The following is a 26,011-nucleotide window of genomic DNA, read 5'->3' as shown; positions in this document are numbered from 1 at the left end:
TATCCTTATTTGGGAAAAATAGCGTTTTGTCGCAACAGGTGGTCAAGCAAAGTTATACGCACCATCGCTTCACACACAGGGATAACTCGGGGAATTGCAGAAATGTCATGCCTACCGCCAATTTTGATTGTAACAGCATCACCCTGACGATTTATTGTCTGCTGTTCTTTGGCAATTGAAGGAATCGGCTTAACAGCAACCCGTATAACAAGTTCCTGCCCACTTGAAATTCCGGCCAGTATTCCACCCGCGTTGTTACTTGAAAACCCATCAGGCCCGATGGCATCATTGCTTTCAGAACCAAGCATATCGGCAACGGCAAATCCACTACCGAATTCTATCCCTTTTACAGCTCCAATTGACATTAGACCATGGGCGAGTTCAGCCTCAAGTTTATCAAACACCGGCTCACCGAGGCCTGCAGGGCAGGTTGCACGTATTTCAACAATCCCCCCAAGGGTGTCGCCCTGCCTACGAACCTCACTCACCCGTTTATCGATTTTTTCCGCAGCATCTTTATCAGGACAATAATAGAGATTATCCTGGATCTCTGCCAGATCACACGTTGTAGCCTTTATGCCACCCAGAGCAACCGTATAGGCACACACCTTTATACCGAACTGCTCCAGAATCTGATCAGCAACTGCTCCAGCTGCTACTCGCGCGGCTGTTTCTCTGGCAGAAGATCTGCCGCCACCACGATGATCACGTACGCCGTATTTGGCATTATAGGTAATATCGCCATGCCCCGGACGATAAATTTCACGGAGATTATCATAGGATTTAGAGTGAGCATCTTTATTGTAGACAGCAAGGGAGATCGGTGTTCCCGTGGTTTTCGGGAGCTCTCCTGGCTGCTCACAGAAAAGCCCTGACAATACCTCGACTCTATCCGGCTCTTTGCGTGGACTTGATGCCCCACCCTGGCCCGGTTTTCTTCGATCCATTTCACGCTGTAACCGTTCGAGATCCAGCTCTACTCCAGGAGGGCAACCATCGATAACTGCACCGATAGCTGTACCATGTGACTCCCCCCATGTGGTTACCCTAAAACATTTTCCAAATGTATTCCCAGCCATTACCTCAAACTCCCATCGCATCTAATGCGATATGCTTCTGTTATATAATCAACAGCCCCAACGGATTCATTGCAGCTGTGTCTACTTCGATATCAGATTGTATTTTGGGGGAGAGACCAGAAGTGTTTCTTTCAACCCTTCTGCTTCATGTCACTAAAAACGTTCCCACCTTTCATCTTCTACTATATTTTCGACATTTGCATTTTTTTTCGGCAAATGAGACTTCCAGTGTCCATGAAATCAAACACCAGCCTGCTAGCAAAGTGTCTACCAATTGTTGGTTTTACCTGAGCCACGATACTCTACAAGAAAAATCTGTTCAAGATTCGTTACTTATCAACCAAAACTCACTAACAATATTTGCTGTTTAGCCGTTGTCAAGCAGAGATAGCTCGAGTTTTTCTGCATTATCTTTCACTAACCAGCAGTTTTCTTTTCACATTCTCCCCAAGAGTGTTTATCATTCCACATCACGAGTATAAAATGGACTTTGATCAATCATCAAAGATTCAGCGGACATTGACTGCAATCCGAAAAAAACCTATAGTGATCGAACAGATGTTTGTGTATTGCTTAAAAATGTCTTTATTTCCAATACGTCTAAGTTATTTTAGCTTTTCCACTATCAATACTGGCACCACCGGGAATACAACAGAGCATCTATTCTCTGACACAAGCAGGAGGTGAAATGCTTTCAGGAACATTCTCACTTACAACGGCTTCTCACATGGAGCTTGTCGATATAACAGACAGGGTACAGGAGCTTATCCGCGAACATGAATTCACTACAGGTTTTTGCTATATCTTCAACCCGCATACTACTGCAGGGATTACAATCAATGAAGGAGCTGACCCTGATGTACGCCTGGATATAATAGATGCATTGCAGCAAATCGTACCGATGAACTTCAATTATAGACATCGGGAAGGAAATTCAGCATCGCATGTCATGGCCTCACTCATGGGAGCATCTTTGACTATAGCCATCGAAAACGGACGACTGAAGCTGGGTACATGGCAACATCTGTTCTTTTGCGAGTTTGACGGACCACGGACCAGGAAAGTTCAATACCACCTGAGTAAAACTATACAACCATAAACATCACAACTTACTACAATGAAAAAAATTTCTCCAGAGCAGATCTGTTTTGGTCTCAACCGTGAGCTTGATGAACAATCATTTGCCTGTTTTCTACAACTTGCAGGTCGAGCCGAATTTGCTGAAAAACTCGCATCACGAATGTCCAGCGAAGAAATCAGCCAATTTATTTCCGACTTTACAAAAAACATATTAAAAAAACATCTTTCTGAAAATGAATACCACACCCTCTTTCTACAGCAGAAAGCCCATGGGTCTGAAGTAAAGGATTTAAAAGGATAGAACGTGAAAAACAACAAGTTATACGATTTACGCAGCTATATTGATTTACTTAAAGAAGATGGCGATCTGCTCATCATTGACGAAGAAGTTGATCCGTATCTTGAAATCGCAGAAATTCACAGACGTGTGATCGCAAAAGGCGGTCCAGCTCTGTTATTTACCAATGTCAAAAATTCTACATTTCCTGTCGTTACTAATCTCTTTGGAACAAGTAACAGACTTGAGCTTGCTTTCGGTGGTAAACCTCAGCAGTTCGTCAAAGATATTGTAAACCTTGCAGAAACCGCGATGCCACTCACCCCTGGCAAATTATGGGATAATCGAGGGTTAATAAGCGACTGCATGAAGCTTGGTCTCAAAAAGTCTGGACGGGCACCTATACTTGAAAATTGCCAGAGCCCTTCGCAGCTTACCAGCCTTCCAATGCTCACCTCCTGGCATAGTGACGGTGGTCCCTTTGTAACCCTGCCCCTTGTCTATACTGAACATCCAGAGGGTCATGGTCATAATCTGGGCATGTATCGCATACAGCGTTTTGACGACCAGACGACAGGTATTCACTGGCAAATACATAAAGGTGGTGGTTATCACTATTTCGAAGCTGAAAAAGCGAATAAGGCACTCCCATTAACATTATATATTGGCGGCCCGCCGGCACTTATGCTCTCAGCCATTGCACCGTTACCTGAGGACATCCCGGAACTTATGCTCGCCTCACTTGTAATGGGTGACAAATTAAAAATGACAAGTGACCCTCGTGGCGGACACGATCTTGTATCCCATGCTGAATTTGCAATCAAAGGTCAGGTTCCTCCGCATCTTCGACGTCCAGAGGGGCCTTTCGGTGACCATTATGGATATAATTCACTTGAACATGATTATCCTGTTTTTCAAGTGAGCCATCTTTACCATAGAAACAATGCGATCTATCCAGCCACTGTAGTTGGCAGACCTCGGCAGGAAGATTTTTTCATTGGTGACTACCTTCAGGACCTGCTTTCTCCTCTCTTTCCACTCGTAATGAAAGGCGTTCGCGAATTAAAGACATTTGGCGAGACAGGCTTTCATTGTCTGGCTGCCGCCCGTGTAGCTGATCGTTATCCGCGGGAGGCATTTGCCTGTGGTCTGAGAATTCTTGGTGAAGGACAGCTTTCGCTCAGTAAGTTCCTGATTGTTACAGACGGCGAAGTAGATGTAACTGATTTTGGCAAACTCTGGCCGCATGTACTCGAACGGGTCCGCTGGGACCAGGACCTCTTTGTCTTTGCCAATGTCTCCCAGGATACACTTGATTATACCGGCCCTTCTGTCAACAAGGGCTCTAAAGCCATGATGATGGGGCTTGGAAAAGAAAAAATTCGTGAACTCCCTACTGAGTTTAACGGCACCCTGCCACCTGAATGCGCCAAGCCTAAAGCCTTTCTGCCAGGTACACTAGTAGTCCAAGGTACCCCTTACACTGAAAATAAGGAACTCCCTGCTCAGCTGGCAATGTGGGAAGGAGTGAGCAACTGGCCATGCATTCTGCTGGTTGACAATGTCGAAGAGGCTACCTGTTCCATGCAGGAATTTCTCTGGACATTTTTTACACGATTTGAACCTGCAAACGATATTCATGCCTCTGCCAGTAATGTCAGAAGATTTCATGTTGGTTTGCGTGCTCCTATAGTAATAGACTGCCGAATGAAACCCTGGTACACAGACGTCCTTGAAGTCGACCAGCCAACCAAAAACTTAGTAGACGAAAAGTTTGACCGGATAATTCCAGCGAGATACAGATGAAAGAACAGGTAAGATTACAAAAATATCTCGCCCATTGCGGCATTTCCTCGCGGCGAAAAGCTGAGGAAATCATCAAACAGGGACGAGTCACAGTTAGCGGTGTAGTCGTCACCTCTATGGGGGAGAAGATTACGCCTGGTAAAGATACAGTGATGTGCGATGGTCGTCTGGTGTCCCCACCAGACGAACTCATCTATGTATTGGTGAATAAGCCCAAAGGGTATGTCACCACCCTTTCAGACCCACAGGGGAGACCTGTAGTTACTTCTCTTGTGCGTGATATTGATCAGCGACTCTTCCCAGTCGGTAGACTTGATCTGGACACCGAGGGTGCATTACTCCTCACTAATGATGGTGAGTTGGCCCAAAAAATACAGCACCCACGATTCCAAACAAATAAAACGTATGAAGCCCTGGTCCAGGGACATCCCGGGCAGGCGAAACTACGTGATCTTGAAAAGGGTGTTGAAATAGAGGGAAAGATGACCGCCCCTGCAGTTATCTCGGTGATCAAGCACCTACAGCGTCAGACACTTGTCAAAATCACTATTCATGAAGGTCGAAAAAGACAGGTCAAAAAAATGTTCGACTTTGTAGGCAATCCTGTCATCAGCCTCAAAAGAATTGCCTATGGCAAATTGTATCTTGGGAAATTGGGCACCGGAGAGCATAAAATACTTAACTCCAGGGATTTAAAAAAAATATTTTTATAGAAACTTCTTTACAAACCCAAAAATAACTGATTAAATCTAAACAGTTAGAGCAAAAAAAGCTCCTATAGCCACATTCCCTTGCGGCTAACACACTGTTTTTAAACGTTATTCGACTTCACCGCATGAAACAGACTGGAATGATTGGAATTATTTTTTTTCAATCATATCAATACGAGTAGAGAAGAGTGGGTTTCATGAATCCCCACAGGCGGGGCCATAAACAGACTTCCTGAACAGGAGTACAGCATGAACAAATCAGAACTCATTGAGGCATTAGCGCAGGACATTAATATTCCTCATCGCGAGGCTGCAGCAATTACCAACACAGTCATCGAAACAATGACTGAAGCTCTTGCGCGGGGAGAAAGTATTGAGATACGGGGATTCGGAAGTTTTGTCATAAAAAAGTATGATGCATACGAAGGACGAAACCCAAAGACCGGTAAAAAAATCCTTGTAAAGCCGAAAAAACTTCCATTTTTTAAAGTAGGCAAGGATCTTCGAGAAAAAGTAAACACAGGTAAGTAATTGTCTGTCTAAAACCCCGTTGTTTATTGCAACGGGGTTCAGAGTTTGTGATATCAGCAAATCAAAGCGATTTCGTTTCTGATAAGCTTATAATTGTGCTCAAACAATACCACCAACCAGATCATAAACCTGAGACTCACTGATTCTCACTTTCACAATATCTCCGGGGCTTGCAGTTCCCTCGTTGATATACACACAACCATCCACATCTGGTGCCTGGTATTGTGTTCGTCCCTCCAGCAACAGATCCGTTTCCTTGCTCAACCCTTCCACAAGAACAAGTTCTTCACGACCGACATACTTCTGCTGTATCTCGCTTGAAATCCTCGACTGAACCTCAAGCACACGATCTCTTCTTGCAATCTTAATTTCTTCAGGAACCTGATCAGCATACTTCTCTGAAACACTTCCTTCCTCATTGGCATAAGTAAATACCCCAACATGGTCTAACTGCATATCTTCCAGAAATGTGATGATCTGGTCGACATCCCTCTCATCTTCACCGGGAAAACCGACAAGAAATGTCGTTCTCAATGCAACCTCTGGAATATAGCTACGTATCTTTCTAATAAGAGCATAAAGATCTTCGGTGCTGTATCGACGATTCATTGCATGAAGGACTCTTGTACTCACATGCTGAAAAGGGATGTCGAGATAGGGTACAATTCTCGAATTTGCTGCCATTAATTTAAGCAACCTGTCATCGATTCCTGTCGGGTATAAATACAATAAGCGTATCCAGGGAATTTCGGTCTCTTCTAATAATCGGCCTAACAGTTCGCTCAGGTGTGTATTTGCATCTAAATCGTCACCATAGGCAGTCAGGTCCTGAGCGATAAGTGACAGTTCACGCAACCCTCCAGCTTCCAGGCGTTGAGCTTCCAATACCAGGTCATCAACAGGCCTGCTACGAAGGTCACCACGTATTGAAGGAATCATGCAGTATGAGCAGCGATTGTCACACCCTTCTGTGAGCTTAAACCATGCCCTATAGAATGGAGTTGTTAACACTCTGGGCATTGTACTATCCATGATAAATCTCTCAGGTATCTGTACGCTGTCAGTACCCTCAGCAGAATAGAGTGACTCAACCCTCCTTGCCATATCATGACACCCTTCTGTACCTACAAAGAGATCAACCTCTGTGAGCTCGGCAGCAAGACTATCTTTATAGCGCTGAACCAGACAGCCAACTACCACCAACTTTTGTTCAGGATGATTTTCTTTAATTTTGGCCAGCTCAAGTATTTCCTCGATAGCTTCCTCGACAGCAGGCTGTATAAAACCACAGGTATTTAACATCAACAGATCAGCTGCTTCAGGATCCTCCTGAAACTGCCATCCCTCTTGCGTCAAGTTCCCGATGATAAGTTCTGAATCAACAAGGTTTTTTGCACAACCTAGACTAACAAGGTGAAAAGACCGCATTTACACTCTCCTAAAACACTCTTTTATCAGACAACAGCTTAACTAATAGTGAGCTCTTATCTCTAAATTCACGACTGGTAAAACCAGGCTTCCATTTCTTTCGGTACAGTTCATCCGAAACCAGAAATAGGGCAGCAAACTCAATACCTCGAAAAGCTGCTACCGCACATAAGGCTGAATATTCCATATCCACGCAACTAACATCAGCATCCCGGTGAAGTTTTTCAATGAATATTCTATCTTCCCTGTACGGTGCATCTGTAGACCATACGTTGGCCTTTGAGTAGTCAAGACATTCACTGGATAATAATTCTTCGATATCATGCACTAATGATACAGACGGCATAGCAGGAGAAGAAGCTTGATAATAACGGCTTGTACCTTCACCGCTGATTGCTGCATTACCAATTACAATATCTCCAACCTTCAAATTATCGGCAATAGTTCCACACCAGCCGAACAGGATAATTCGCTTTGCTCCAAGAGCAATTAATTTTTCCATCGTCAGTACGGCAAGCGGAGCACCGACTGAAGGTCCGGCAATAAATAGCGCGTTATCGTCAGAAATGGCAAGACCTGAATTATACAGAAACTGACGGCGGCCACCTGCATTCAGAAGGCATTCCTGCCCATAGTTGGCTTCTGCAGGGGTAACCAGAAAAATACCAGCCGCTGGTATTTCTTTTTCTTTCCGCCCCTTAATGGGGTGAATAATGATGTCTTCAGTCATAATATTTACAGCCTCGCACATCCATTACCAAATTATGTTTCATATAAACACAAAAAGGGCCGCAGATTTCTCTGCGGCCCTTTTTAAAACGATCTCTAATGTGATCGAACTGTTCTATTAAGCAACGCCCATGAACTTAGCAAATGGGTTAGCATAGAGCAGGATCAGAGAGATAACGAGGCCATAAATAGCGATGGACTCAGCAAGCGCGATTCCAAGAATCATGAAAACCATCAGCTTAGGCTGTACTTCTGGGTTACGTGCAAGACCCATACATGCGCCCTGACCGATGTTACCGATACCGATACCCGCTCCAAGACCAGCAAGACCGATAGAAAGTGCTGCACCAATACATACGAGTGCCAATTGAAGATTTTCCATTGTGTTCTCCTTACTCTGTTTTAAAATTTACGTTTGGCCTTCTTCGTTAATACTGCAATATTTCGAGGCAATATATGCCTGTCGATCAAGATAAACTATCAGTGAGCGTGCTCTCTAGCCTGTGCAAAGTAAATAACTGTCAGCAGGACAAAAACCATTGCCTGTACCAGGGAAACCAGTACACCAAGAACCATGATAGGCAGTGGAGCGAAGAACATACCTGCAAGTGTAAAAAGAATACCAAGCAGAGTCTCTTTCGCCATGATGTTACCGAAAAGTCGAATAGAGAGTGAAAGAATACGTGCAAAGTTACTGATAAGCTCGATAGGTAACATTAGCGGAATCAGTACAGGCATAGGACCAGTGAAATGTTTATAATATTTAAGTCCGTGTGCCTGAAAACCAATGACGTGGTGCGTTACCCAAACGATGAGAGTCAACGCGAGAGTAGTGTTGATACTGGATGTTGGAGACATAAAACCCGGTATCAAACCGATAATGTTAGCAACCGCAATATATAGTGCGAATGTTGCAATCATCGGAAAGAATTTGTCCGCCATTTCTCTACCCATGTTCTCGACAAAGAAATCGTCCAGACCACCGATTACGATCTCCCAAAAGTTCTGCCCTGCCCCAGGGATCATCTCGAGGTTTCCAAGCGTAAGTTTGGAAACAATAAAGAGAAAAGCCATTACCATCCAGGTGTATGTCATGTAAGGTGCACACAACTGCTCAAGTAAACCGTGACCAACAAAACCATGAGGAATTGGCAGCCCCAATTTTTCCAGGATGATCGAAATAAATAGTATCGGATGTTCCATAACTTCTTTTACCTCCTCCCACTGAAGTAATAGTGCCTAACAATATCCACCGCAGTGAATGTAACTGTAAACACTATCGTTGACAACCCTAAAATAAGCCCAAAGGCGTTGATGGAGCTGAATTTCATCAATAACAGCACAACAACACCTATAATTGCGATACGAATCCAGAACTTAAACAGATACCCACTTTTTCCGAACTGCGCCTTAGCCTCTCTCTGAGTTACATCAGTCGAAGAGACCAGCGAGCTCATAAAACCCGTTAAATCACGGTAGGATAACCAAAAGCTCAAAACTGAAATTATGCCACCTACCAGAGCAGACCACGCTATAGTCCAGGTGGATACAATTAAACAACCGACGGTGAGTAGTGTCAGATAAATCCAGCTGACAACCTGCATTTTTCGCAGTGAAATAAAATTAGTTCTCACCTTGCCCTCTATCTTCAGGCTCTTCTTCTTTTTCTTCACCTTTATTTTTCCAGAGGACTTCCAGCAGCGTCTTGAAACCGGCTGCAATACCAAAGGCAAGTCCGATGAAGGTGAACCATGGAGCGGTCCGCCCCTCAAATACATTCTGGTCAAGATAAATGCCGCCGAACAGACCGATGAAGATGGCAGCAACAAAAGTAAATCCCACATGACCGTAGTGGGCCATCAACTGCACCAGTTCTCTTCTTACACCCGACATCTTTTTCTCACCGAAGCCATAGAGGATAAATCGGTTACAATATAAAAGGTTTTGGTATCATGACTCCATACCAAAGTCAACGCATTTTTCATATTTACGCCAATTTTTTGAATGACCATTCAGTCATTTCAGCGGCCATTTTTAACTGTTTTTCAGTGTGAGCTGCAGAAACAAAAGCCACCTCAAACTGTGATGGTGCAATGTTTAGACCTTTTGAGAGCATCTGGCGATAATGGACACCATAGCGCTCTGCATCAGCCAACATTGCTGAATCAAAATCAGTCACCGCACTTTCTGTAAAAAAACCTGTCATCAATGAACCGACCCTGTTGAGGGTTACATGAACACCGGTTCGCTCAGACACCTCGGTCAAAAGACCGGCATACGTTTCGGCCTTATCATTGAGCTGGCTATAAAAATCTTTCTGCTGCAACTGCTTCAATGTGGCAATTCCAGCAGCCATGGCCAGTGGATTACCAGACAGCGTACCAGCCTGATAGACTGGTCCATCCGGAGCAACACAATCCATGATCTCGGCCTTACCGCCATAAGCACCAACAGGCAAACCTCCGCCTATAATTTTACCAAGACATGTAAGATCAGGGTTTACACCGAAATACTCCTGAGCACCACCATAAGCTAATCGGAATCCGGTAATAACTTCATCAAAGATCAGTACTATACCAAGTTCTGCTGTGAGAGCTCTGAGTTTCTCAAGAAAGCCTTTCTCTGGTGGGACACATCCCATGTTACCTGCAACAGGCTCAATGATGACACAAGCAATATCCAAAGATTCGTCGCGTAAAGTCTTCTCGAGAGTGTCCTGGTTATTGTAAGGAATGGAAATTGTATTTTTTACGATGTCTTCCGGCACACCGGGACTACCCGGGATACCAAGAGTAATTAAACCAGATCCCGCTTTAACCAGAAATGAATCAGCATGACCATGGTAACAACCGTCAAACTTCACCACAATATTTTTACCGGTATAACCACGTGCAAGCCTGATAGCGCTCATAGTCGCTTCGGTCCCTGAATTGACGAACCTCACCTTTTCTATAGTAGGAACAGCCTCAACAACCATTGAGGCCAGATCTATTTCCAGAGGTGTAGATGCACCGAAGCTAGTTCCAAGCACTGCTGTTTCATTAATTGCCTTAAGAATAAGAGGATTTGCATGACCGAGAATCATCGGCCCCCATGAACAGACAAAATCTAAATATTCATTACCATCCACATCATAGACATGCGCGCCCTTAGCCTTCTCTATAAAAATCGGGTTACATCCTACCGATCGGCAAGCACGCACCGGACTATTTACACCGCCCGGAATATATTTTTTTGCCTCGTCAAAAAGACGCTCTGAGGTTGCTGTATTCATATGTTTTTCCTCATCTGTGATATTTTCATCAGGAGTATCCTGATCAGGTAAATCGTATATTATTGCTGTATCGGAGGTGCCAATCGACACAGAACAGCCATACACTGAATCTATGTAAAGCCGTGACGGCGGAATATAGCATGGAGATGTTTTCCTTGTCAAACACCCTTACACTTGATTTTTTAATAATCATGCACAGTATAGATAGTCGAATCGCCAGACTAAGAATGTCCATCTGACCGGTAAATATTTTGCTTGTCAGCTATTGGACCAACAGGTAAACTGTGCAGGGAAATTATCGTTTTAGGTAATTCAATAGCATAAACTTCACTACCTTCTAACTAACACCATTTTAGAAAGGAGCAAAATAATGGCAAACGACAAAGTCCAACAAGTAAATGATGCGGAGTTTGATACTCTTATCAGTTCAGACCAGCCTACACTGGTCGACTTCTGGGCTCCATGGTGCGGTCCCTGTAAGGCTATCGGACCAGTTATTGAAGATCTTGCAGAAGAGTATACCGGCAAGGTCACTATTGCCAAAATGAATGTAGATGACAATCCAGTTACTCCCGGTAAGTTCGGAATTCGCGCGATACCGACCCTGATCCTTTTTAAAAGCGGCGAAGTTGTCGACCAGATCACCGGTGCAGTTGGAAAAGCTCAGCTTATTGATCTGATCAATAAAGCAATCTAGTGCTACATTTACAATACGCTGTTTCCTGATTTACCGTTTAACACATTCGGCAGGAGACAGCGTATTCTTATTTTAACTCATACACTATTGATATGTTAAAAGACCACTATGAACTCGTTATTCTCGGGGGCGGGCCTGCCGGCCTTTCAGCGGGATTATACGCTGCAAGAGCCCGGATCGACCATGTTCTGCTTGAAAAAGGTGCTCCAGGCGGACAGGTATTAAATACTGACTGGGTGGATAACTACCCGGGATTCCCCGAAGGACTATCCGGTTTTGATCTTGCAGAGAAGATGACCGAACATGCCAAACGTTTTGATGTCAACATCCAGTATGGTGACGTTGAGACTCTTGAGCTTGAAGACGAGAACAACAAGTCCCTCAAGCTCGACAACGGTACCATCATAAAATTCGACACTCTGATCATCTGTACCGGTGCCCGCCCAAACACACTCAACGTTCCAGGAGAAGACGAGCTCAGAGGTAAAGGCGTCTCCTACTGCGGAACATGCGATGCACCATTCTATCGTAACGTTCATGTTGCTGTAATTGGTGGTGGCGATACCGCTGTTGAGGAAGCCGACTACCTTACACGATTTGCCAGCAAAGTGAGTATCATTCATCGCCGTGATGAGCTTAGGGCTACTAAAATTATTCAGGAAATGGCTTACGCTAACGAAAAAATCGAGTTTATATGGAATTCTCGAGTAGTCTCGATTGAAGGCGATAACGCTGTAAAAGAGTTAAAACTTATTGATAATGATGGCAATACCTCCACCCTCGCTGTTGAAGGTGTTTTTATTCTCATCGGTATTACACCAAACAACAGTTGCATCCCGCTTGAACTGCTCAAAGCTGATCAGTGGGGTTTTATTCCTGTTGATAACGAATGCCGTACTTCTGTGCAAGGTGTCATGGCTGCCGGAGACATTATCAGTAAGAATGTCCGGCAGATTGTTAATGCAGCAGGAGAAGGGGCCGTTTCAGTACTTTCTGCCGAAGCCTACCTGAACACCCATAAATGATAATTACCGGTACGATAGCATGAAAATCACGACAAATACTTCCTGGCGTTCGGGCTCAACTTCTACCATTGTTCTGCTACTGCTCTCCACATTTATTCTCAGTGGATGTAATCAGATCCCTGCATTCCTTGATTTTCGTTCAGATAACGATCTGGACCTGAAAGTTCCTTCGCGTACGCTTGCTACCAAAGGAATGGATGACTACAACGTTGGTAAATATTTTACCGCCCTTGAATACTTTGAAGAGATTCTTGACCGTTACCCGTTCAGCCCAGAAGCAACTCTTGCTGAGCTAAAAGCAGCAGATTGCAACTTTCACATGGGCCGGTATCTTGAGTCGTTAATGCTCTACAAAGAGTTTGAAGAGCGGCACCCAACCAATGAAGCTATTCCGTACGTGATGTTTCAAAAAGCCATGACGCATTACAAGCGCATTGACAGGGTCGATCGTGACACTACAGGTGCTCTTGAATCAATTAAGCTTTTCAATCAGCTACTGCGTGCCTATCCAAACTCACCATACACATCTGAAGCTCAGGCGCGAGCTAAAGCCGCCAATGAGTTTCTTGCAAATCACGAGTATTGTGTTGTTGAGTTTTATGTGAGAACAGAGAAATTTGATCAAGCTGAAAAACGATTAAACTACCTGCTGGCCATGTACCCTGACTCGGGCATATCGGATAAAGCGAAATCTCTGCTTGCACGAATTGAAGCTGACGATCCACCGACATCAAGCATTGCCGACTGGTTTCCCAAGCTATCATTACCGGATTGGACACTATTCGAAGATTAAGGCGAATACAGATCCATAACGTAGTAAAAAGGCCCTGAACGATGATTAATCGTTCAGGGCCTTTTTTATTTCATTACGGTTTCTTCTGGAAGTACCCAATCCTTATCAAGTGATACCTCCATCGCCCTGACCGGGCAGATAGGTACACATAGACTGCAGCCGGTACATTTTTCGGCATCAAAGATAACTTCCATTTCAGGCCTTTTAATATACAAGGCCCCAACTGGACATATACCTGTACACGCTCCGCATTGAAAACACTGGGAATCATCCCGCCTAATCCTGGCAGCCAGACGTTCTGTCTGTACCCCTAGACCTTTGAGGAAATCGAGTCCTGCTTTTACATTATTTTTACTGCTTCCTTTGAGTTCTATGATCATCACACCTTCTCGCTGCAATAATATATCTGCCTTGAGAATATTGAACTCAATGTCATACTCTTTAACCAGTTGGTAAATAAAGGGTTTATCACTGGTGTCTTTAGGGAAACGCAATATATAGATCTGGGTATACACTCGTAGTTCCTTCAAAAATATATAGATGGATATGATACATCATCCGGAGGTCACTCACCGGATGTGTGTAGAAATCGATTCACGCAGCCTATAAGGTACTCAAGTGAAGCACTGGTATCAAGTTCAAGGAGCATTTCGTTCGATAATTCATCAGCTTTATCAAATTTTTCCTTTTGTTGCAGATAAATTTCCCATGTTCCATCTGAAACCGCTCCACGATCTGCCTGCCGCTCCTGCAATCTTTCTTTGATTACTGCTTCTGAGCAGTAACAATAAACAAAATAGAGTGCACTTCTTTCAGACAAACTGGTAATGAGTTTTTCCCGCTCATGCCTCTTATGATACGATCCGTCAAGCACAACACCAGAGTATACATTTTTTTTTAATGCATCTTTACAGACTCTCAACATTTCGTCATAGGTTCTCGCACTGAACTCTTGTGTATATATCCCCATGTCGATCTCATTCAAACATCTGCTTATCGGATCGATACCGGCAAGTTGCTTTCGTACCACATCGGTATTCAGATAGAGATAATTGTGTCTTTCTGCCCAGTTCCTTGCAAGATAACTTTTACCCGCCGCAATCAGCCCAAAAAAGACAACCACTGTCTGCGTATTGACCAATTCTACAGTCATCGCTAAACTCCATAGCTCTCAGCTAAAGTAAAAAATCTTCTGGCATTCAGATAGGCTTGTGCTGCATCACCAGAAGATACACACGGGTCATTGGCGGTTAACAAACTTATCTTTCCACGAACATAAGCGCGGTAACATTTATAAAACTTTAGAATATCAAGTATAGCGTAATCTTTTGAACGTTCGACAAAAGCAGTAACAAACTGATTGCTCAAATCAAACAACCCATGATAATCAAGATCCATTGCCAAAAAAGCAATATCGGCTGCAACATCTGTAAATCGAAGACTGTCACTAAATTCTATACAATCAAAAATCTGAATTTTATCAGTCAGGCAGATATTTCCTGAATGCAGATCCCCATGACATTCCCGGATTCGTTCTTCTTCAATTCTTTGCACAAACAGCTGATCATTCTTCAGAAACTTTGTGCTAAACTTCAGGATTGCTTCGAACGTTTTTACATTCAGTACGTCACTACCAATAAAAGGTGCAGTCTGCTCAAAATTTTCATAAACCGCCTTTGCAACTGTTTCATGATGCCCGAAGCTATCTTTAAGCCCTCCGATTTTGGCATTTTCGTAAAAAGGTACCAGCAGATCGACAATGTTCGTTAAATGTTTTTCACAAATCCACCCTGAGGAAATTGCCCGATGCATCATTCTGCTCTCAGGTAAACGGACCATTTTCACACCATATTCAACTATTTCTCCGTCACCCTGGAGAGAATAATTCTTTCCATCATAATTAATTGTCACAACACCGAGATACATTTCGGGACATAACCTGCGATTTAATCGAACTTCTTCTTCACAGAAATAGTTTCTGCTTTCCAGTCGCGTAAAATCAAGGAAACCGAGATCTACGGGTTTCTTCCATTTGTAGACAAAAGCACCCAACAGTGTCACATAAGAGATATGCGTCTGAACAAGTTCTCCACCGCCCATGCAATCTGAATTACTGCTGCTTTTCAGTAGATATAGTATATAGCCTGGAAGGCTTTCAGGTAACATCATCGCCACTCGATTATATGTTCTGACTTTACTGCACCTTTCTACTCAGTATTACAGCGTAACAGGTGGTATCTTCACAATGTTAAAAGTAACGAGAACACTATAAGTATATCATGACAAAATCTTTACCTTGTTCTTTTATCGTGCTACCTTCATCATCACCATTATTGCTAACAGCTGCCAGAAGTCTATCAGCCCTCATAACACTATAAACATATGGACACAGAAACCCTTAAAGAATTACTTACGCAGGTTCAGCAGGGAAACTGCCTTGTTGATGATGCTGTTGACAAATTGCGCCACTTGCCCTCCGAATCTGTGGTCGACGCATGTATTGACCACCAGAGAAGTCTCCGTACAGGAATTCCGGAAGTCATTTATGGTGCTTCGAAAACCAGCGAACAGATCATCACCATAGCAGAAGCGATGCTGCGTCAATCCGGACCGGTTCTCGCCACACGGGTCTGTACAGATAAAGCTGACACAGTATTAAAAGCGCTCCCGCAACTCAAATACAATCAAGATGCCCAAATGCTGTACTACCAGCCCCCTGAAAAGGCATTTCAATACAAACGTGGGACGATACTGGTTATCAGCGCTGGGACTTCAGATAACGGTGTTGCAGAAGAAGCAAGTCTTACTGCTGAATGTTTCGGCAATACCGTTTCACGACTATATGATGCAGGCGTAGCTGGTTTACACCGACTCCTTAGCCGTCAGAATCTCTTACACGAGGCCACAGTCATAATCGTTGTGGCCGGAATGGAAGGAGCACTCCCAAGTGTTGTGGGTGGATTAGTCTCGTGTCCTGTAATCGCAGTTCCTACTTCTGTTGGATACGGTGCAAGTTTTGGCGGGATTGCAGCACTTCTCGGCATGCTTAACAGCTGCGCACCTGGAATGGCCGTGGTAAATATAGATAATGGTTTTGGAGCAGCCTGTATGGCTGATGCAATTAATCGAATTAAATAACGTAAGATTATAAGAAAAGCAGGCTTCAGCGACTACCCTTTAATGTTTTGCTTACAACGTTTTGCAATCTTCAGCTAAATATTGTCTGCATAACCTTGCAAGAATCATTCATCACGTTATAATCGCTACGTTCGCCACCTGTGCGCGACAAGGGCTTTTCTTATCAATGAGTACCTAAACTTTTTTTTTGGAAACCTTCAGGGCTATCAATGAACACTTCACTCAAACTAAAACTGGGGCTACTGGTCTCTGTCGTTATACTTTCAATAATGACGATTGTGCCTTCTTTCTACAAATCCACGCCGGAATGGTGGAAGACCTATATGGCACCGGAAGGATTGGTACTTGGCCTTGACCTTCAGGGCGGAATGCACCTGGTTCTTAAGGTCAATCTCGATAAAGCTCAGGAGAATACACTTGAATTTGCTGCAAATGACATCAAGGACACTCTGGCTGAGCAATCAATAAGTGCTGTCAGAACACGTTCGTCAGATCCGCACACTGCTATTTTCACACTTCCTAATACCAGTGCACTTGAACAGGTAAAGACCCTCATTAGTGAAGACTTTACAGACATTGACGCTAAGATTGAAAGTAAAGAAGGAAGCTTTCCCCGGATTTTCCTCAGCTTAAAGGAGGAAAAGAAAGACTTCATCAAGACTCACGCGGTTGATCAGTCACTTGAAATCATCAGAAACAGGATTGACCAGTTCGGTGTTGCGGAGCCTGTTATTATCCGTCAGGGAGCTGACGAGATAGTTGTGCAGTTACCAGGTATTAAAAACCCGGATGCTGCCATGGACCTTCTTGGCGCTACCGCCCAGCTTGAATTTAAACTTGTTGCTGATTCCACAGGCCTTGATCTGCCTGCTCTGGTCCAACAAACAATCAATTCCGGTCAATGGAGCAAGGGGGACGAAATCTCTAAGCTGAATCGTGCTCTGCAGACGGTACTACCTGATAATACCTCCATCCATTTTGAAAAAAATATTGACCCGCAAACCAAAAAGGAATTTGAAACACCTATCCTTTTGGAAAACAAGATCCTCATGACCGGTGATATGGTCAAAGATGCAAATGTAAGGGTAGGCGGTACATTTAACGAGCCGATGGTAAGCCTTGATCTCACAGGTCGAGGAAGCACCATTTTTGCCCATATTACTGAAAAAAATGTTGGCAGAAGAATGGCCATTGTCCTTGACTCCACTGTCAAGTCGGCCCCATCAATTCGTGAGCGCATCCTCGGTGGTTCTGCTCAGATATCAGGAAGTTTTACCCATGAGGAAGCGAAGAACCTTGCCATTGTTCTTCGAGTCGGTGCATTACCTGCTCCTATTGATATCATTCAAAACATGACAGTTGGCGCAAGTCTTGGTCAGGATTCAATCAATAAGGGTTTGAACTCAGGTGTCTTCGGAGCAATTCTTGTCCTCGCCTTCATGTTCATTTACTACCGGCTTCCGGGATTGATAGCCAATACCGCTCTAACACTTAACATTCTGTTCTTATTCACCGGACTTGCCATTATCAACGGCACCCTGACTTTACCCGGTATTGCCGGTATTATCCTCTCAATAGGTATGGCTGTTGATGCTAACGTTCTCATTTTCGAGCGTATGCGTGAAGAATACTCTCTCGGCAAATCAGTGCGTTCCAGTATTGATGCAGGTTATGGTAAAGCGTTCTGGACCATCGTCGACTCCCAGGTAACCACGCTGATCACCGCTATGGCGCTCTTTATGTTTGGTACTGGTCCAATTAAAGGTTTTGCGGTTACCCTCTCACTCGGTATCATTTTCAACCTGTTCACCGCCCTCTTCTTTTCCCGCATGATGTTTGATACCATCAATGCAGTATCGCCAATTAAGAAACTGCGATTTATGCAGTTTACTAAAAAGCCGAATATCGATTACATGAAATTACGAAATATCACCTTCATAATTTCCGGTGTTATGGTCCTTATTGGTTTGTTTGCATTCATTCAGATTGGCCGGGGAACTGCAAATCTTGGCGTAGACTTCTCAGGCGGTTCCCTGCTCCAATATAAGTCATCGCAGAATTTCACCATGACTGAGGTGCGTAGCGCCTTTGACGGTAGTGGTCTTGAAGGATTCCACCTGCAGGAAGTTGAAGCCGAAAATCGCCTTATAGTCAAAGTTAAAAAGGATGAAAAAGTCGTAGCCAATCTTGACGACACCGTAGGTCAGATTCTTTCTGCTAACCTGGCAGATAAAGGTTTTGTTCTTGAAAGCCAATCAGAAATCGGCTCTTCAGTCAGTTCGGTGCTGCGAAATAAAGCAATTCTCGCAATCTTCATTTCACTGCTTGGCGTAATTGTTTACCTTGCATTACGATTTGATATCCGCTTCGGTCTCGCAGCTGCAGCTGCAACATTTCATGATGTTATGGTCGTACTCGGCATCTGCTGGTTACTGGACGTCGAAATAACACTGCTTATTGTTACTGCACTACTAACCATTGCCGGTTACTCCCTGAACGATTCAGTAGTTGTATTTGATCGAATTCGTGAGAATCTTCACAAGTCTGAGGGTACATCATTGATGGATATCATCAACAATAGTGTCAATCAGGTGCTGAGCAGGACAGTTGTTACCTCATTGACTTCTGCTCTTGTGTTGCTCGCACTGTTTGTGATGGGTGGTTCTGTTATTCATGACTTCTCACTTGCACTGCTTACTGGCGTACTGATCGGTACCTACTCTTCCATCTTCATCGCCAGCCCGCTGCTGACCTTGTGGAAAAGAGATTAAATACATTTATTTTCTATTAGTGTTGAACACCTATGGCTCGACCACATTTTCCAGAATCCGTCTATCGTCTTAAGCCTGATGAATCATACTGTTTTGCATGCCACCCGGAGGTGGCATGCTTTACAGAGTGCTGCAGAATGCTTGAACTTGCCCTTACTCCCTACGACATCTTACGATTACGCAGGGGTACCGGACTTTCTTCACAGCAACTGCATGACCAGTACATCATCGAAGAACGTGGGGAACAGGATATGTTCCCAAAGTTCTATCTCACCATGGTTGACGATGGTCGAGCAAGCTGCGTATTTGTAGGTAAAGACGGCTGTAAGATCTATACCCATCGACCAGGGGCCTGCAGAGCGTATCCTCTTGGCCGAGCTGCCGTCAGAACCCGCTCCGGTGAATTAAAGCAGCACTTTGTTCTGTTAAAAGAAAACCACTGCAAAGGTTTTGATGAGCCACAGGAACAAACCCCGCAAATCTACTCGAAGGATCAGGGACTAACTGAATACAATGCCTATAACGACGCATTGGCTGGACTAATTCAGCACGATCAGATCAGGCAGGGTAAATTCATGCCCAATAAAGAGCAGCTGGCTCTCTATACACTGGCACTCCACAACCTTGATGTTTTCAGAGAAAAGCTTGTCAGTGGCGAACTTAACGTTACCTCCTACCCGGAAGAGATCGTTCTCGATGATGAGAAATTGCTGCTCTATGCAATTGATTGGCTCAAAATCATATTTTTCCCGGAAGACTAAAGGCGCGTCAATTCATGAGTTCTATGCTTAAAACTATTATTTTCGACTGTGATGGCGTTATGTTTGAGTCTCGTAACGCCAATCGTCGGTATTATAACTTTTTACTGGCACACTTCGGCTATCCAGAGATGGATGAGTCTGAACTGGACTTTGTTCACATGCACAATGTGTATGACTCCGTCTCACATTTATTCCGAAATCATCCTCAAACCAGTGAGGAGCTAGTCCACAAATTCCGTAAAGACAATAGCTACCGTCCATTCCTGAAGTACATGGATATGGCTCCAGACCTTTTAGAGTTCTTAGACAAAACAAGTAGCACATATAATCTTGCTATTGCTACGAACAGAACCGATACCATGATTCCTCTGCTTCAGGAATTTGATCTGGGGAAATATTTTGGGAAGGTAATGACAGCTGACAATTCAAGAAAACCCAAACCTGCAGCTGACCCGCTACTGGAAATTCTTGAGCATTTTGACTGTAAGGTGAACGAGGCAATCTACATAGGTGACTCGAGTGTAGATGAAGAAACTGCTGAGAATTGCGGAATGCGACTTATCGCCTATAGAAATCCAACTCTTAAGGCAGCCTATTATGTCGAAAACTTTCTCGATATTTTAAGCTTAGATCCATTTAAAGAATAGTCATATAAATCTAACCCGGATTACATACAAACCTGTATATATCAGTGAATCCGGTTTGGGGTTGGCTGCATTACGCCTCACACCTCAATACATGTAAGGCCTGGAAAATAGAAACCTGATTATTCTGGATTTTCTTCATCCACGCGTTTTACACCTTCCATTAACAGAGCCATAAAATCACCGATCTCTGCCGCTTTCATATCTTGCGCATTGAGACCAGTTGAAAATCGATAGAAGCCATTTTTCTCTGCCAACATTGCAAAGATAGCATGTTCGTTCCTCTTATCCTGATAACTGGCATTAATGATACACCCTTCCCTGAAAGACACTTTTGCCTCCCCATGAGCAAGATCCATCGCTAAAACTCCAGTTTTCTGGTGCATATGGAACACCTGAAATAATTCAGCCGGTACTACCTCATCAAGCCTCCCGCTCATACATGACTCAAAATCCCGCGCACGGGCATTATTGATCTGTTGCAACCTCTCTGCCAGTAATCTGGCCATAAAGACCTGCACCCCATTTGCGCTACTTAATAGCCTACTAAAGTCATCAGCAGTAACTGCCAAAACCAGAGAATCCTCCATAGCTCTTACGCTCGCTACCGCCTGTCCGGCACTAAGATAACTCATCTCACCAAATAGCTCACCTTCACCCAGCTCAGCAATTTTCTGGCCGCTATTTTCAACATTAAATTTCCCGCTCAAGATGAGATATAAATTGGGATTTGGTTCACCCTGGTGAACAATAATTGTTTTTTCAGGGACTGCTACTTCTTGAAATTTTTGTAAAACGGGATTAATGCGTTCAGGCGGAATCGATTGCAGAAATGTACTATTGATATTTCTGCCGTGTATTGCCTGCATAGCTGACTGTATGCGTGCAACCACCATTTCTGGACTTTCTTCTCTCTCAAATTCACTTGCCACAACTTCTTTAAACTTTATAAGTCCGGTACAACCGCTGCAACTTGAGACCCTGTTCGATACCTTTCCATCGCTCCCCTGCTCTTTAAGCAGTGTAAACAGGAGTTGAGTCATATCCCTTACCAGAATAAGACACACCTCTTTCCCTTCCGGACAGGAAAACGTCTTGTCAGTCAACAACATACGTTCACCTTCCTCATAGAGGGGGCAATTGATATTTTCAACAATCTTAAAAGTTGTCTTAAAGGTTTTCATAGCTATCTAAAGTAGTTCATCAGCAGATTGGTGGTGCTGTCAAGGAAAAGATACACGGGCCGGCTGCACAACCACTAATAAAACCAGGTGATCCAGTAGAATTTTACAGCCTAAGTAGATGAGCATATATATCGCTTAAATCAATAGAATGAAATGAAAAAGTGTCAGATCTAATTTAATCTTGGAGTTCATTCCACTTAATTGATATAGTAATTCAAATTCTTAATAATCTCTATTCTATCCATATCTAAATCATGAGCCTCGAAAATCAGGAACTGGGAGGGATATACGCCGAAATTCAAGCTGAGTTTCATAACAGCGCCGAGATCCTGGTGTCAGCTATTTCAGGCGATCCCCCTAATCAGTATGAAGTCGTTTATAATATTCCCTGCACCACGCAGGATGAGCAGGGTAATATTACAATTACCTTGCCTCATACTGTAATAATATCAATTCCTTTTGGTTTTCCACACTTTCCCCCAAGTTGCAAGCCGAAAAGTCCAATTTTTCATCCTGATTTTGATACAGCGGCTATATGTTTAAGCGGATTCTGGAATCATGAGCGAAACATTCCTCAATTGATCCGGCATATTGCAAGCATGCTCCGGGGTGATATTTATTCAAAAAATAACGCATTTAATGAGCAAGCTGCAAGATGGTTCAATGATCATAGCGACCAGCTTCCCTTTGCTGACACTGAAATCCCCGTCACTAAAAAAACAGAAGAAACTCCCCTTACACTCACTCTTGAATCTTCTGATAAGACAGAGGAAACAGAGGAAGTTGATATTCTTGAAGATGAAGACTTCATAGATGACTTCGAATTCCCAGAAGACTTATCAGAAGCCACACCTGTTTCTGACTTGGCTGAAATTTCCCGCTCAGAGCCAATAATACAGGTGAATCTCGACGAACTCCACAGCCTCGCCGACAGAAAGCGCTTTCATACGCTGGAAAGTGAATTAAAAACCGTCTATGGAGAATTAGATTTTCCTGAAAAAGCCGGGCTTTTAGAAATCGCTTCGAAAGCTCTAAAAAAGGCGGAACTCATATACCAGGAAGCTACAGAATCTGAAAATCAAGCTAACTCTGAAAAAGCGCTGCAACTGTATAGAGCTGTTGAAAACACGGTTGCAGATTTCCCAAATATCAAAAAAGATATACTTCGGGCCGAGCAATCTGTTCAGATGTTACATGGTATTAATGGAATAGGCGAAAATGGCAGTTCTAAAAAGTCTGACACAGGCTCCCCTGCTCAAGAAAATGAGTTCATACAACCACCACCAAAAAAATCTGTTGCTAAAACACGCGGCCCCTTTTTCGAAGAGACCAGTAAGCGTCATGTCAATATCATTCCATATGTGCTTGCAGGCGGTATTCTCTGCATTGTTGCCACATTCACCTATTTCTATTTTTCGCTCAGCAACCAGTTATCAGAAGCTCGCCAACTTTACTCTGAGTGTACCTCGAATTTTGCAGCAAAAAACTTCAAGGTAGCAGAAAAAGCATGCAACTTGTCTCTTGATTCTACACGATCAATTTTTCTAATCCACCAAGAGGAAGTTTCTGATCTTCAGAATAATATTCGCGGGATTATGAATTCAGAGGATATGCGGCAAGGTCTGCTTGGGAATGTATTATACAATGAAAAATATGTGTCAAAAACCACCCTTGCTGCCCACCAGTCGTTGCAGGAGTTAAAGGTACAGGGTGAAGCTCATCTTAAAGAATCTTCGTGGGACGCCGCGGCAGCAAGTTTTCAGAAGTCTCTGGAACTCTCTCGTCGCCTTGAGGATATTCCTCCTAATGAAGTTTTAGATATTGAACAAAAGCTCAAATATGCTGCTTTCCGCTCGATGTTAAGTGTAGCTGAAAATCATATTGCGGCTCAGGACTGGGCTTCAGCTTCCGCAATTCTCACCGAACTGCAGGATCAGATCAGTGTTCTGCCTGTTGTTGAACAGACTGCTTTCAGTAATCAGATAAATACGCTGCTAGCTAAAAGCCGTTTCACAAATCTTAGAGATCAGGCAGATCGACTTTTTTCTAATTCGGATTGGACAGGAGCAGTAGCATTGTTCCAAAAAGCAGCAGAAGCAGGCCAGGCTCTTTCGGTTACTGAAAACCAGGAACTTGCTGATATTAAAGAGAACATCGCCAAAGCTGAACTCTACTCAAAGATTAATGATGGTAATAGTTCATTTGCTTCAGGAAAGTGGAACAGTGCTATTGATAAATACAAACAAGCGATCGAAATACTTCAGAATAATAGGGAAATTATCAATCTGCAGGAAATGGAAGAAAGCACGTTTAAGCTCAACAGCATTATTCTACAGTCAGCTATCATACGTGATCGCCAGATTTCAGATCGAAATAGAGAAAAAGGTGACAATGCCACTGCAATTACCTATCTGGATAAGGTAATCTCAACCATTCAATCGAGTGATTTCACCCACAAATATGAATTTCAAGAAATCCTTGATGAAACAGAACGTGCAAAAAAGAAATTACAAGACGATATTTTTATCAATAGCAAAAAACAATACCTGCTGGATAATTTTATCGACCTCTTCCTTGCTCACTACCCTGCTGCTTCCCGACAAACTCTCAGAAATCCTATAGCCACATTTGAAAAGAAATTGGAGCACCGATACCTTTTCAAACTTCAGTGCACTGAATCAGGACGGGGTAGACCACTCAAACTGATAATGTTCTACGTCTACGATCCTCGTAATGATAGTTGGAATTTTTACAGCAACAACTAGATATTTTTTTTAAATTAAAGATCAGGCAGTATATTGAATTGAGGTGAGATCATCCATGCTTCTCACCTCAATTATCAATTATACGAGAAACCTGAATTCCCCTTTCCCCAGCAGTTCATGAAGGTGAAGGATTCCAACTAGCGTATGCTCCTGCGAAACGATGGGCAAGACAGTGATCTCATGACGCTGCATGATACTTAACGCATCTGCAGCCATTGCATCCCTACTTATAGACAGAGGGTCCTCAGTCATGATCGATTTAACCATCACGTCAGCTAGTGAAGCTTCCTCCGCCATTAGTCGTCTAACATCCCCATCAGTTACAATACCTTTCACAACATCATGAGCATCAATAACAAGAACGGCGCCGAGATTTTTTTCATTAAGAGTCTTCAATGCAGTCAGGGCGGATTCTCCCAGCCTGATTACCGGCATTGCATCTCCAGTAAGCATAACCTCTTCAACTCTCACCTTTAACCGCTGCCCAAGACTCCCACCAGGGTGATTATGACGAAAATCTTCAGCCTGAAAATTCTTTCTATTCAGCAGAACCACTGATAAGGCATCACCCATTGCCAACGTCGCAGTTGTACTGGATGTAGGGGCAAGGCCTAAAGGACACGCCTCTTTGGGAACCCTGATATTAAGAACAACATCCGCTGAGTTCGCAAGTGTTGAACGACTACCACCAGTCATGGCTATTATAGGATTACCACGCTGTTTCAGTGAATTAAGCAGCCCATTGAGTTCAGGGGTTTCTCCCGAGTAGGATATAGCGATAACAACGTCAGTTGGCATTACCATACCTAAATCACCGTGAAGAGCCTCTACCGGGTGCAGGAAAAATGACGGGGTTCCTGTGCTATTTAATGTGGCTGAAATTTTTTGACCTATCAATCCGGACTTGCCAATTCCGGTTATAACCAAACGGGTAGGACAATCGAGCACTGTTTGTACAGCGCGTTCAAACTCCTCACCAATTCGTTCTCGTACAGCGGCAAGCCCCTGTTCTTCGATTCTCAGCACTTCCTGTGCTTCACGTATAGACATCACAAATTAATTCCTTCAATATTCAATGAAACAACGCAACACCAGCCAGACGATTCTCTTAAACTGCTGTCCGAAGTCGAAATTACACTTTTTATCTCTGCAGTTGTTCCTGCAGAGCCATACTTCATCATTCCGACAAGGCTTTCAACCTATTTCCTGATAATGGAATGATTATTACCATCCACTCGTAAGAAATCCTCAATTATAGCTCAGTGTCATAAACATTTTTTAGGCGTACTAAAGCGTTTTGGCGCCACAACCTATAGGGC

Annotated in this window: 26 protein-coding genes; 13 read left to right on the top strand and 13 right to left on the bottom strand. The window is 43.5% G+C overall.

Features of this window, described 5'->3' with window-relative positions; all coding sequences use genetic code 11:
• Positions 1–5: 5 nt before the first annotated feature.
• Positions 6–1,079, bottom strand: coding sequence for a chorismate synthase (aroC, locus tag FCL46_RS00415; protein ID WP_136808004.1), 1,074 nt, complete (start codon positions 1,077–1,079; stop codon positions 6–8).
• Positions 1,080–1,767: 688 nt separating this feature from the next.
• Here aroC and FCL46_RS00410 point away from each other — a divergent pair.
• From FCL46_RS00410 to FCL46_RS00390, 5 genes are all read left to right on the top strand, one after another.
• On the top strand, positions 1,768–2,178 hold the full coding sequence (locus FCL46_RS00410) for a secondary thiamine-phosphate synthase enzyme YjbQ (RefSeq protein WP_136808005.1): 411 nt from the start codon (positions 1,768–1,770) through the stop codon (positions 2,176–2,178).
• Between the two features lie 18 nt (positions 2,179–2,196).
• Positions 2,197–2,460 (top strand): cytoplasmic protein, encoded by a 264-nt coding sequence (locus FCL46_RS00405; RefSeq protein ID WP_136808006.1) that lies wholly within the window; start codon positions 2,197–2,199, stop codon positions 2,458–2,460.
• 3 nt (positions 2,461–2,463) lie between these two features.
• Positions 2,464–4,242, top strand: a complete 1,779-nt coding sequence (locus FCL46_RS00400) for a UbiD family decarboxylase (RefSeq protein WP_136808007.1) — start codon at positions 2,464–2,466, stop codon at positions 4,240–4,242.
• A complete protein-coding gene (locus FCL46_RS00395) occupies positions 4,239–4,955 on the top strand; it encodes a pseudouridine synthase (protein ID WP_136808008.1) in 717 nt (238 codons plus the stop codon). Before FCL46_RS00400 ends, FCL46_RS00395 begins: the two co-directional genes overlap by 4 nt.
• Positions 4,956–5,201: 246 nt before the next feature.
• Complete coding sequence (locus FCL46_RS00390; protein ID WP_136808009.1) at positions 5,202–5,483, top strand: HU family DNA-binding protein; 282 nt, start codon at positions 5,202–5,204, stop codon at positions 5,481–5,483.
• Between the two features lie 99 nt (positions 5,484–5,582).
• Here the strand turns inward: FCL46_RS00390 and rimO are convergent, their stop codons facing one another.
• From rimO to hemL, 7 genes are all read right to left on the bottom strand, one after another.
• Positions 5,583–6,911, bottom strand: coding sequence for a 30S ribosomal protein S12 methylthiotransferase RimO (gene rimO, locus FCL46_RS00385; RefSeq protein WP_136808010.1), 1,329 nt, complete (start codon positions 6,909–6,911; stop codon positions 5,583–5,585).
• 10 nt (positions 6,912–6,921) lie between these two features.
• The gene (locus tag FCL46_RS00380; protein WP_167505899.1) at positions 6,922–7,641 is read right to left on the bottom strand and encodes a nucleoside phosphorylase; all 720 of its coding nucleotides are present in this window, start codon (positions 7,639–7,641) and stop codon (positions 6,922–6,924) included.
• Positions 7,642–7,758: 117 nt separating this feature from the next.
• Positions 7,759–8,022 carry an ATP synthase F0 subunit C gene (atpE, locus tag FCL46_RS00375; protein ID WP_136808012.1) on the bottom strand — a complete coding sequence of 88 codons (264 nt, stop codon included), beginning with the start codon at positions 8,020–8,022 and terminating at the stop codon, positions 7,759–7,761.
• Positions 8,023–8,120: 98 nt separating this feature from the next.
• A complete protein-coding gene (atpB, locus tag FCL46_RS00370; RefSeq protein WP_136808013.1) occupies positions 8,121–8,843 on the bottom strand; it encodes a F0F1 ATP synthase subunit A in 723 nt (240 codons plus the stop codon).
• Between the two features lie 8 nt (positions 8,844–8,851).
• Positions 8,852–9,313 (bottom strand): ATP synthase subunit I, encoded by a 462-nt coding sequence (locus FCL46_RS00365; RefSeq protein ID WP_167505900.1) that lies wholly within the window; start codon positions 9,311–9,313, stop codon positions 8,852–8,854.
• Positions 9,264–9,533: an AtpZ/AtpI family protein gene (locus FCL46_RS00360; protein ID WP_136808015.1), complete on the bottom strand. Its 270-nt coding sequence runs from the start codon at positions 9,531–9,533 to the stop codon at positions 9,264–9,266. Before FCL46_RS00360 ends, FCL46_RS00365 begins: the two co-directional genes overlap by 50 nt.
• A 94-nt stretch (positions 9,534–9,627) precedes the next feature.
• A complete protein-coding gene (gene hemL / locus FCL46_RS00355) occupies positions 9,628–10,914 on the bottom strand; it encodes a glutamate-1-semialdehyde 2,1-aminomutase (protein WP_136808016.1) in 1,287 nt (428 codons plus the stop codon).
• A gap of 370 nt (positions 10,915–11,284) precedes the next feature.
• On the opposite strand from hemL, the gene trxA reads away from it, so the two are divergent.
• The 3 genes from trxA to FCL46_RS00340 all read left to right on the top strand — a co-directional run bounded on the left by trxA (position 11,285) and on the right by FCL46_RS00340 (position 13,429).
• A complete protein-coding gene (trxA, locus tag FCL46_RS00350) occupies positions 11,285–11,611 on the top strand; it encodes a thioredoxin (RefSeq protein ID WP_136808017.1) in 327 nt (108 codons plus the stop codon).
• Between the two features lie 92 nt (positions 11,612–11,703).
• Positions 11,704–12,636: a thioredoxin-disulfide reductase gene (gene trxB, locus FCL46_RS00345; protein WP_136808018.1), complete on the top strand. Its 933-nt coding sequence runs from the start codon at positions 11,704–11,706 to the stop codon at positions 12,634–12,636.
• A gap of 19 nt (positions 12,637–12,655) precedes the next feature.
• Positions 12,656–13,429 (top strand): outer membrane protein assembly factor BamD, encoded by a 774-nt coding sequence (locus FCL46_RS00340; RefSeq protein WP_136808019.1) that lies wholly within the window; start codon positions 12,656–12,658, stop codon positions 13,427–13,429.
• A gap of 65 nt (positions 13,430–13,494) precedes the next feature.
• On the opposite strand, the gene FCL46_RS00335 is transcribed toward FCL46_RS00340, so the two are convergent.
• Genes FCL46_RS00335 through FCL46_RS00325 form a run of 3 tightly spaced genes read right to left on the bottom strand, consistent with a single transcriptional unit; the run spans position 13,495 to position 15,598 of the window.
• Positions 13,495–13,944 (bottom strand): NIL domain-containing protein, encoded by a 450-nt coding sequence (locus tag FCL46_RS00335; protein WP_136808020.1) that lies wholly within the window; start codon positions 13,942–13,944, stop codon positions 13,495–13,497.
• Between the two features lie 50 nt (positions 13,945–13,994).
• The gene (locus tag FCL46_RS00330) at positions 13,995–14,582 is read right to left on the bottom strand and encodes a P-loop nucleotide/nucleoside kinase family protein (protein ID WP_136808021.1); all 588 of its coding nucleotides are present in this window, start codon (positions 14,580–14,582) and stop codon (positions 13,995–13,997) included.
• Positions 14,583–14,584: 2 nt separating this feature from the next.
• Positions 14,585–15,598 (bottom strand): hypothetical protein, encoded by a 1,014-nt coding sequence (locus FCL46_RS00325; RefSeq protein ID WP_136808022.1) that lies wholly within the window; start codon positions 15,596–15,598, stop codon positions 14,585–14,587.
• Between the two features lie 213 nt (positions 15,599–15,811).
• On the opposite strand from FCL46_RS00325, the gene larB reads away from it, so the two are divergent.
• The 4 genes from larB (at position 15,812) to FCL46_RS00305 (ending at position 20,746) form a co-directional block, all read left to right on the top strand.
• The gene (gene larB, locus FCL46_RS00320) at positions 15,812–16,567 is read left to right on the top strand and encodes a nickel pincer cofactor biosynthesis protein LarB (RefSeq protein WP_136808023.1); all 756 of its coding nucleotides are present in this window, start codon (positions 15,812–15,814) and stop codon (positions 16,565–16,567) included.
• Between the two features lie 209 nt (positions 16,568–16,776).
• The gene (secD, locus tag FCL46_RS00315; protein WP_136808024.1) at positions 16,777–19,338 is read left to right on the top strand and encodes a protein translocase subunit SecD; all 2,562 of its coding nucleotides are present in this window, start codon (positions 16,777–16,779) and stop codon (positions 19,336–19,338) included.
• Positions 19,339–19,370: 32 nt separating this feature from the next.
• Positions 19,371–20,099, top strand: coding sequence for a YkgJ family cysteine cluster protein (locus FCL46_RS00310; RefSeq protein ID WP_136808025.1), 729 nt, complete (start codon positions 19,371–19,373; stop codon positions 20,097–20,099).
• 23 nt (positions 20,100–20,122) lie between these two features.
• Positions 20,123–20,746: an HAD family hydrolase gene (locus tag FCL46_RS00305; protein WP_136808026.1), complete on the top strand. Its 624-nt coding sequence runs from the start codon at positions 20,123–20,125 to the stop codon at positions 20,744–20,746.
• A gap of 119 nt (positions 20,747–20,865) precedes the next feature.
• On the opposite strand, the gene FCL46_RS00300 is transcribed toward FCL46_RS00305, so the two are convergent.
• Positions 20,866–21,927: a cyclic nucleotide-binding domain-containing protein gene (locus FCL46_RS00300; RefSeq protein WP_136808027.1), complete on the bottom strand. Its 1,062-nt coding sequence runs from the start codon at positions 21,925–21,927 to the stop codon at positions 20,866–20,868.
• Positions 21,928–22,181: 254 nt separating this feature from the next.
• On the opposite strand from FCL46_RS00300, the gene FCL46_RS00295 reads away from it, so the two are divergent.
• Complete coding sequence (locus tag FCL46_RS00295) at positions 22,182–24,692, top strand: ubiquitin-conjugating enzyme family protein (RefSeq protein ID WP_136808028.1); 2,511 nt, start codon at positions 22,182–22,184, stop codon at positions 24,690–24,692.
• Between the two features lie 78 nt (positions 24,693–24,770).
• Here FCL46_RS00295 and FCL46_RS00290 read toward each other — a convergent pair whose 3' ends face one another.
• Complete coding sequence (locus FCL46_RS00290) at positions 24,771–25,742, bottom strand: KpsF/GutQ family sugar-phosphate isomerase (protein ID WP_136808029.1); 972 nt, start codon at positions 25,740–25,742, stop codon at positions 24,771–24,773.
• Positions 25,743–26,011 lie beyond the last annotated feature (269 nt).

The organism is Desulfosediminicola flagellatus (assembly GCF_005116655.2).
In the GTDB taxonomy this organism is placed as follows: Bacteria; Desulfobacterota; Desulfobulbia; order Desulfobulbales; family Desulfocapsaceae; genus Desulfopila; species Desulfopila flagellata.
The sequence above is the reverse complement of the archived record's forward strand: the minus strand, read 5'-3'. Positions and strand labels throughout refer to the sequence as shown.

Bases quoted from the DNA above. Each gene is read 5' to 3' on its own strand.
- aroC (WP_136808004.1), bottom strand. From the start codon at position 1,079: ATGGCTGGGAATACATTTGGAAAATGTTTTAGGGTAACCACATGGGGG.
- FCL46_RS00410 (WP_136808005.1), top strand. From the start codon at position 1,768: ATGCTTTCAGGAACATTCTCACTTACAACGGCTTCTCACATGGAGCTT.
- FCL46_RS00405 (WP_136808006.1), top strand. From the start codon at position 2,197: ATGAAAAAAATTTCTCCAGAGCAGATCTGTTTTGGTCTCAACCGTGAG.
- FCL46_RS00395 (WP_136808008.1), top strand. From the start codon at position 4,239: ATGAAAGAACAGGTAAGATTACAAAAATATCTCGCCCATTGCGGCATT.
- FCL46_RS00390 (WP_136808009.1), top strand. From the start codon at position 5,202: ATGAACAAATCAGAACTCATTGAGGCATTAGCGCAGGACATTAATATT.
- rimO (WP_136808010.1), bottom strand. From the start codon at position 6,911: ATGCGGTCTTTTCACCTTGTTAGTCTAGGTTGTGCAAAAAACCTTGTT.
- FCL46_RS00380 (WP_167505899.1), bottom strand. From the start codon at position 7,641: ATGACTGAAGACATCATTATTCACCCCATTAAGGGGCGGAAAGAAAAA.
- atpE (WP_136808012.1), bottom strand. From the start codon at position 8,022: ATGGAAAATCTTCAATTGGCACTCGTATGTATTGGTGCAGCACTTTCT.
- atpB (WP_136808013.1), bottom strand. From the start codon at position 8,843: ATGGAACATCCGATACTATTTATTTCGATCATCCTGGAAAAATTGGGG.
- FCL46_RS00360 (WP_136808015.1), bottom strand. From the start codon at position 9,533: ATGTCGGGTGTAAGAAGAGAACTGGTGCAGTTGATGGCCCACTACGGT.
- hemL (WP_136808016.1), bottom strand. From the start codon at position 10,914: ATGAATACAGCAACCTCAGAGCGTCTTTTTGACGAGGCAAAAAAATAT.
- trxA (WP_136808017.1), top strand. From the start codon at position 11,285: ATGGCAAACGACAAAGTCCAACAAGTAAATGATGCGGAGTTTGATACT.
- trxB (WP_136808018.1), top strand. From the start codon at position 11,704: ATGTTAAAAGACCACTATGAACTCGTTATTCTCGGGGGCGGGCCTGCC.
- FCL46_RS00340 (WP_136808019.1), top strand. From the start codon at position 12,656: ATGAAAATCACGACAAATACTTCCTGGCGTTCGGGCTCAACTTCTACC.
- FCL46_RS00330 (WP_136808021.1), bottom strand. From the start codon at position 14,582: ATGACTGTAGAATTGGTCAATACGCAGACAGTGGTTGTCTTTTTTGGG.
- FCL46_RS00325 (WP_136808022.1), bottom strand. From the start codon at position 15,598: ATGATGTTACCTGAAAGCCTTCCAGGCTATATACTATATCTACTGAAA.
- larB (WP_136808023.1), top strand. From the start codon at position 15,812: ATGGACACAGAAACCCTTAAAGAATTACTTACGCAGGTTCAGCAGGGA.
- secD (WP_136808024.1), top strand. From the start codon at position 16,777: ATGAACACTTCACTCAAACTAAAACTGGGGCTACTGGTCTCTGTCGTT.
- FCL46_RS00310 (WP_136808025.1), top strand. From the start codon at position 19,371: ATGGCTCGACCACATTTTCCAGAATCCGTCTATCGTCTTAAGCCTGAT.
- FCL46_RS00305 (WP_136808026.1), top strand. From the start codon at position 20,123: ATGCTTAAAACTATTATTTTCGACTGTGATGGCGTTATGTTTGAGTCT.
- FCL46_RS00300 (WP_136808027.1), bottom strand. From the start codon at position 21,927: ATGAAAACCTTTAAGACAACTTTTAAGATTGTTGAAAATATCAATTGC.
- FCL46_RS00295 (WP_136808028.1), top strand. From the start codon at position 22,182: ATGAGCCTCGAAAATCAGGAACTGGGAGGGATATACGCCGAAATTCAA.
- FCL46_RS00290 (WP_136808029.1), bottom strand. From the start codon at position 25,742: ATGTCTATACGTGAAGCACAGGAAGTGCTGAGAATCGAAGAACAGGGG.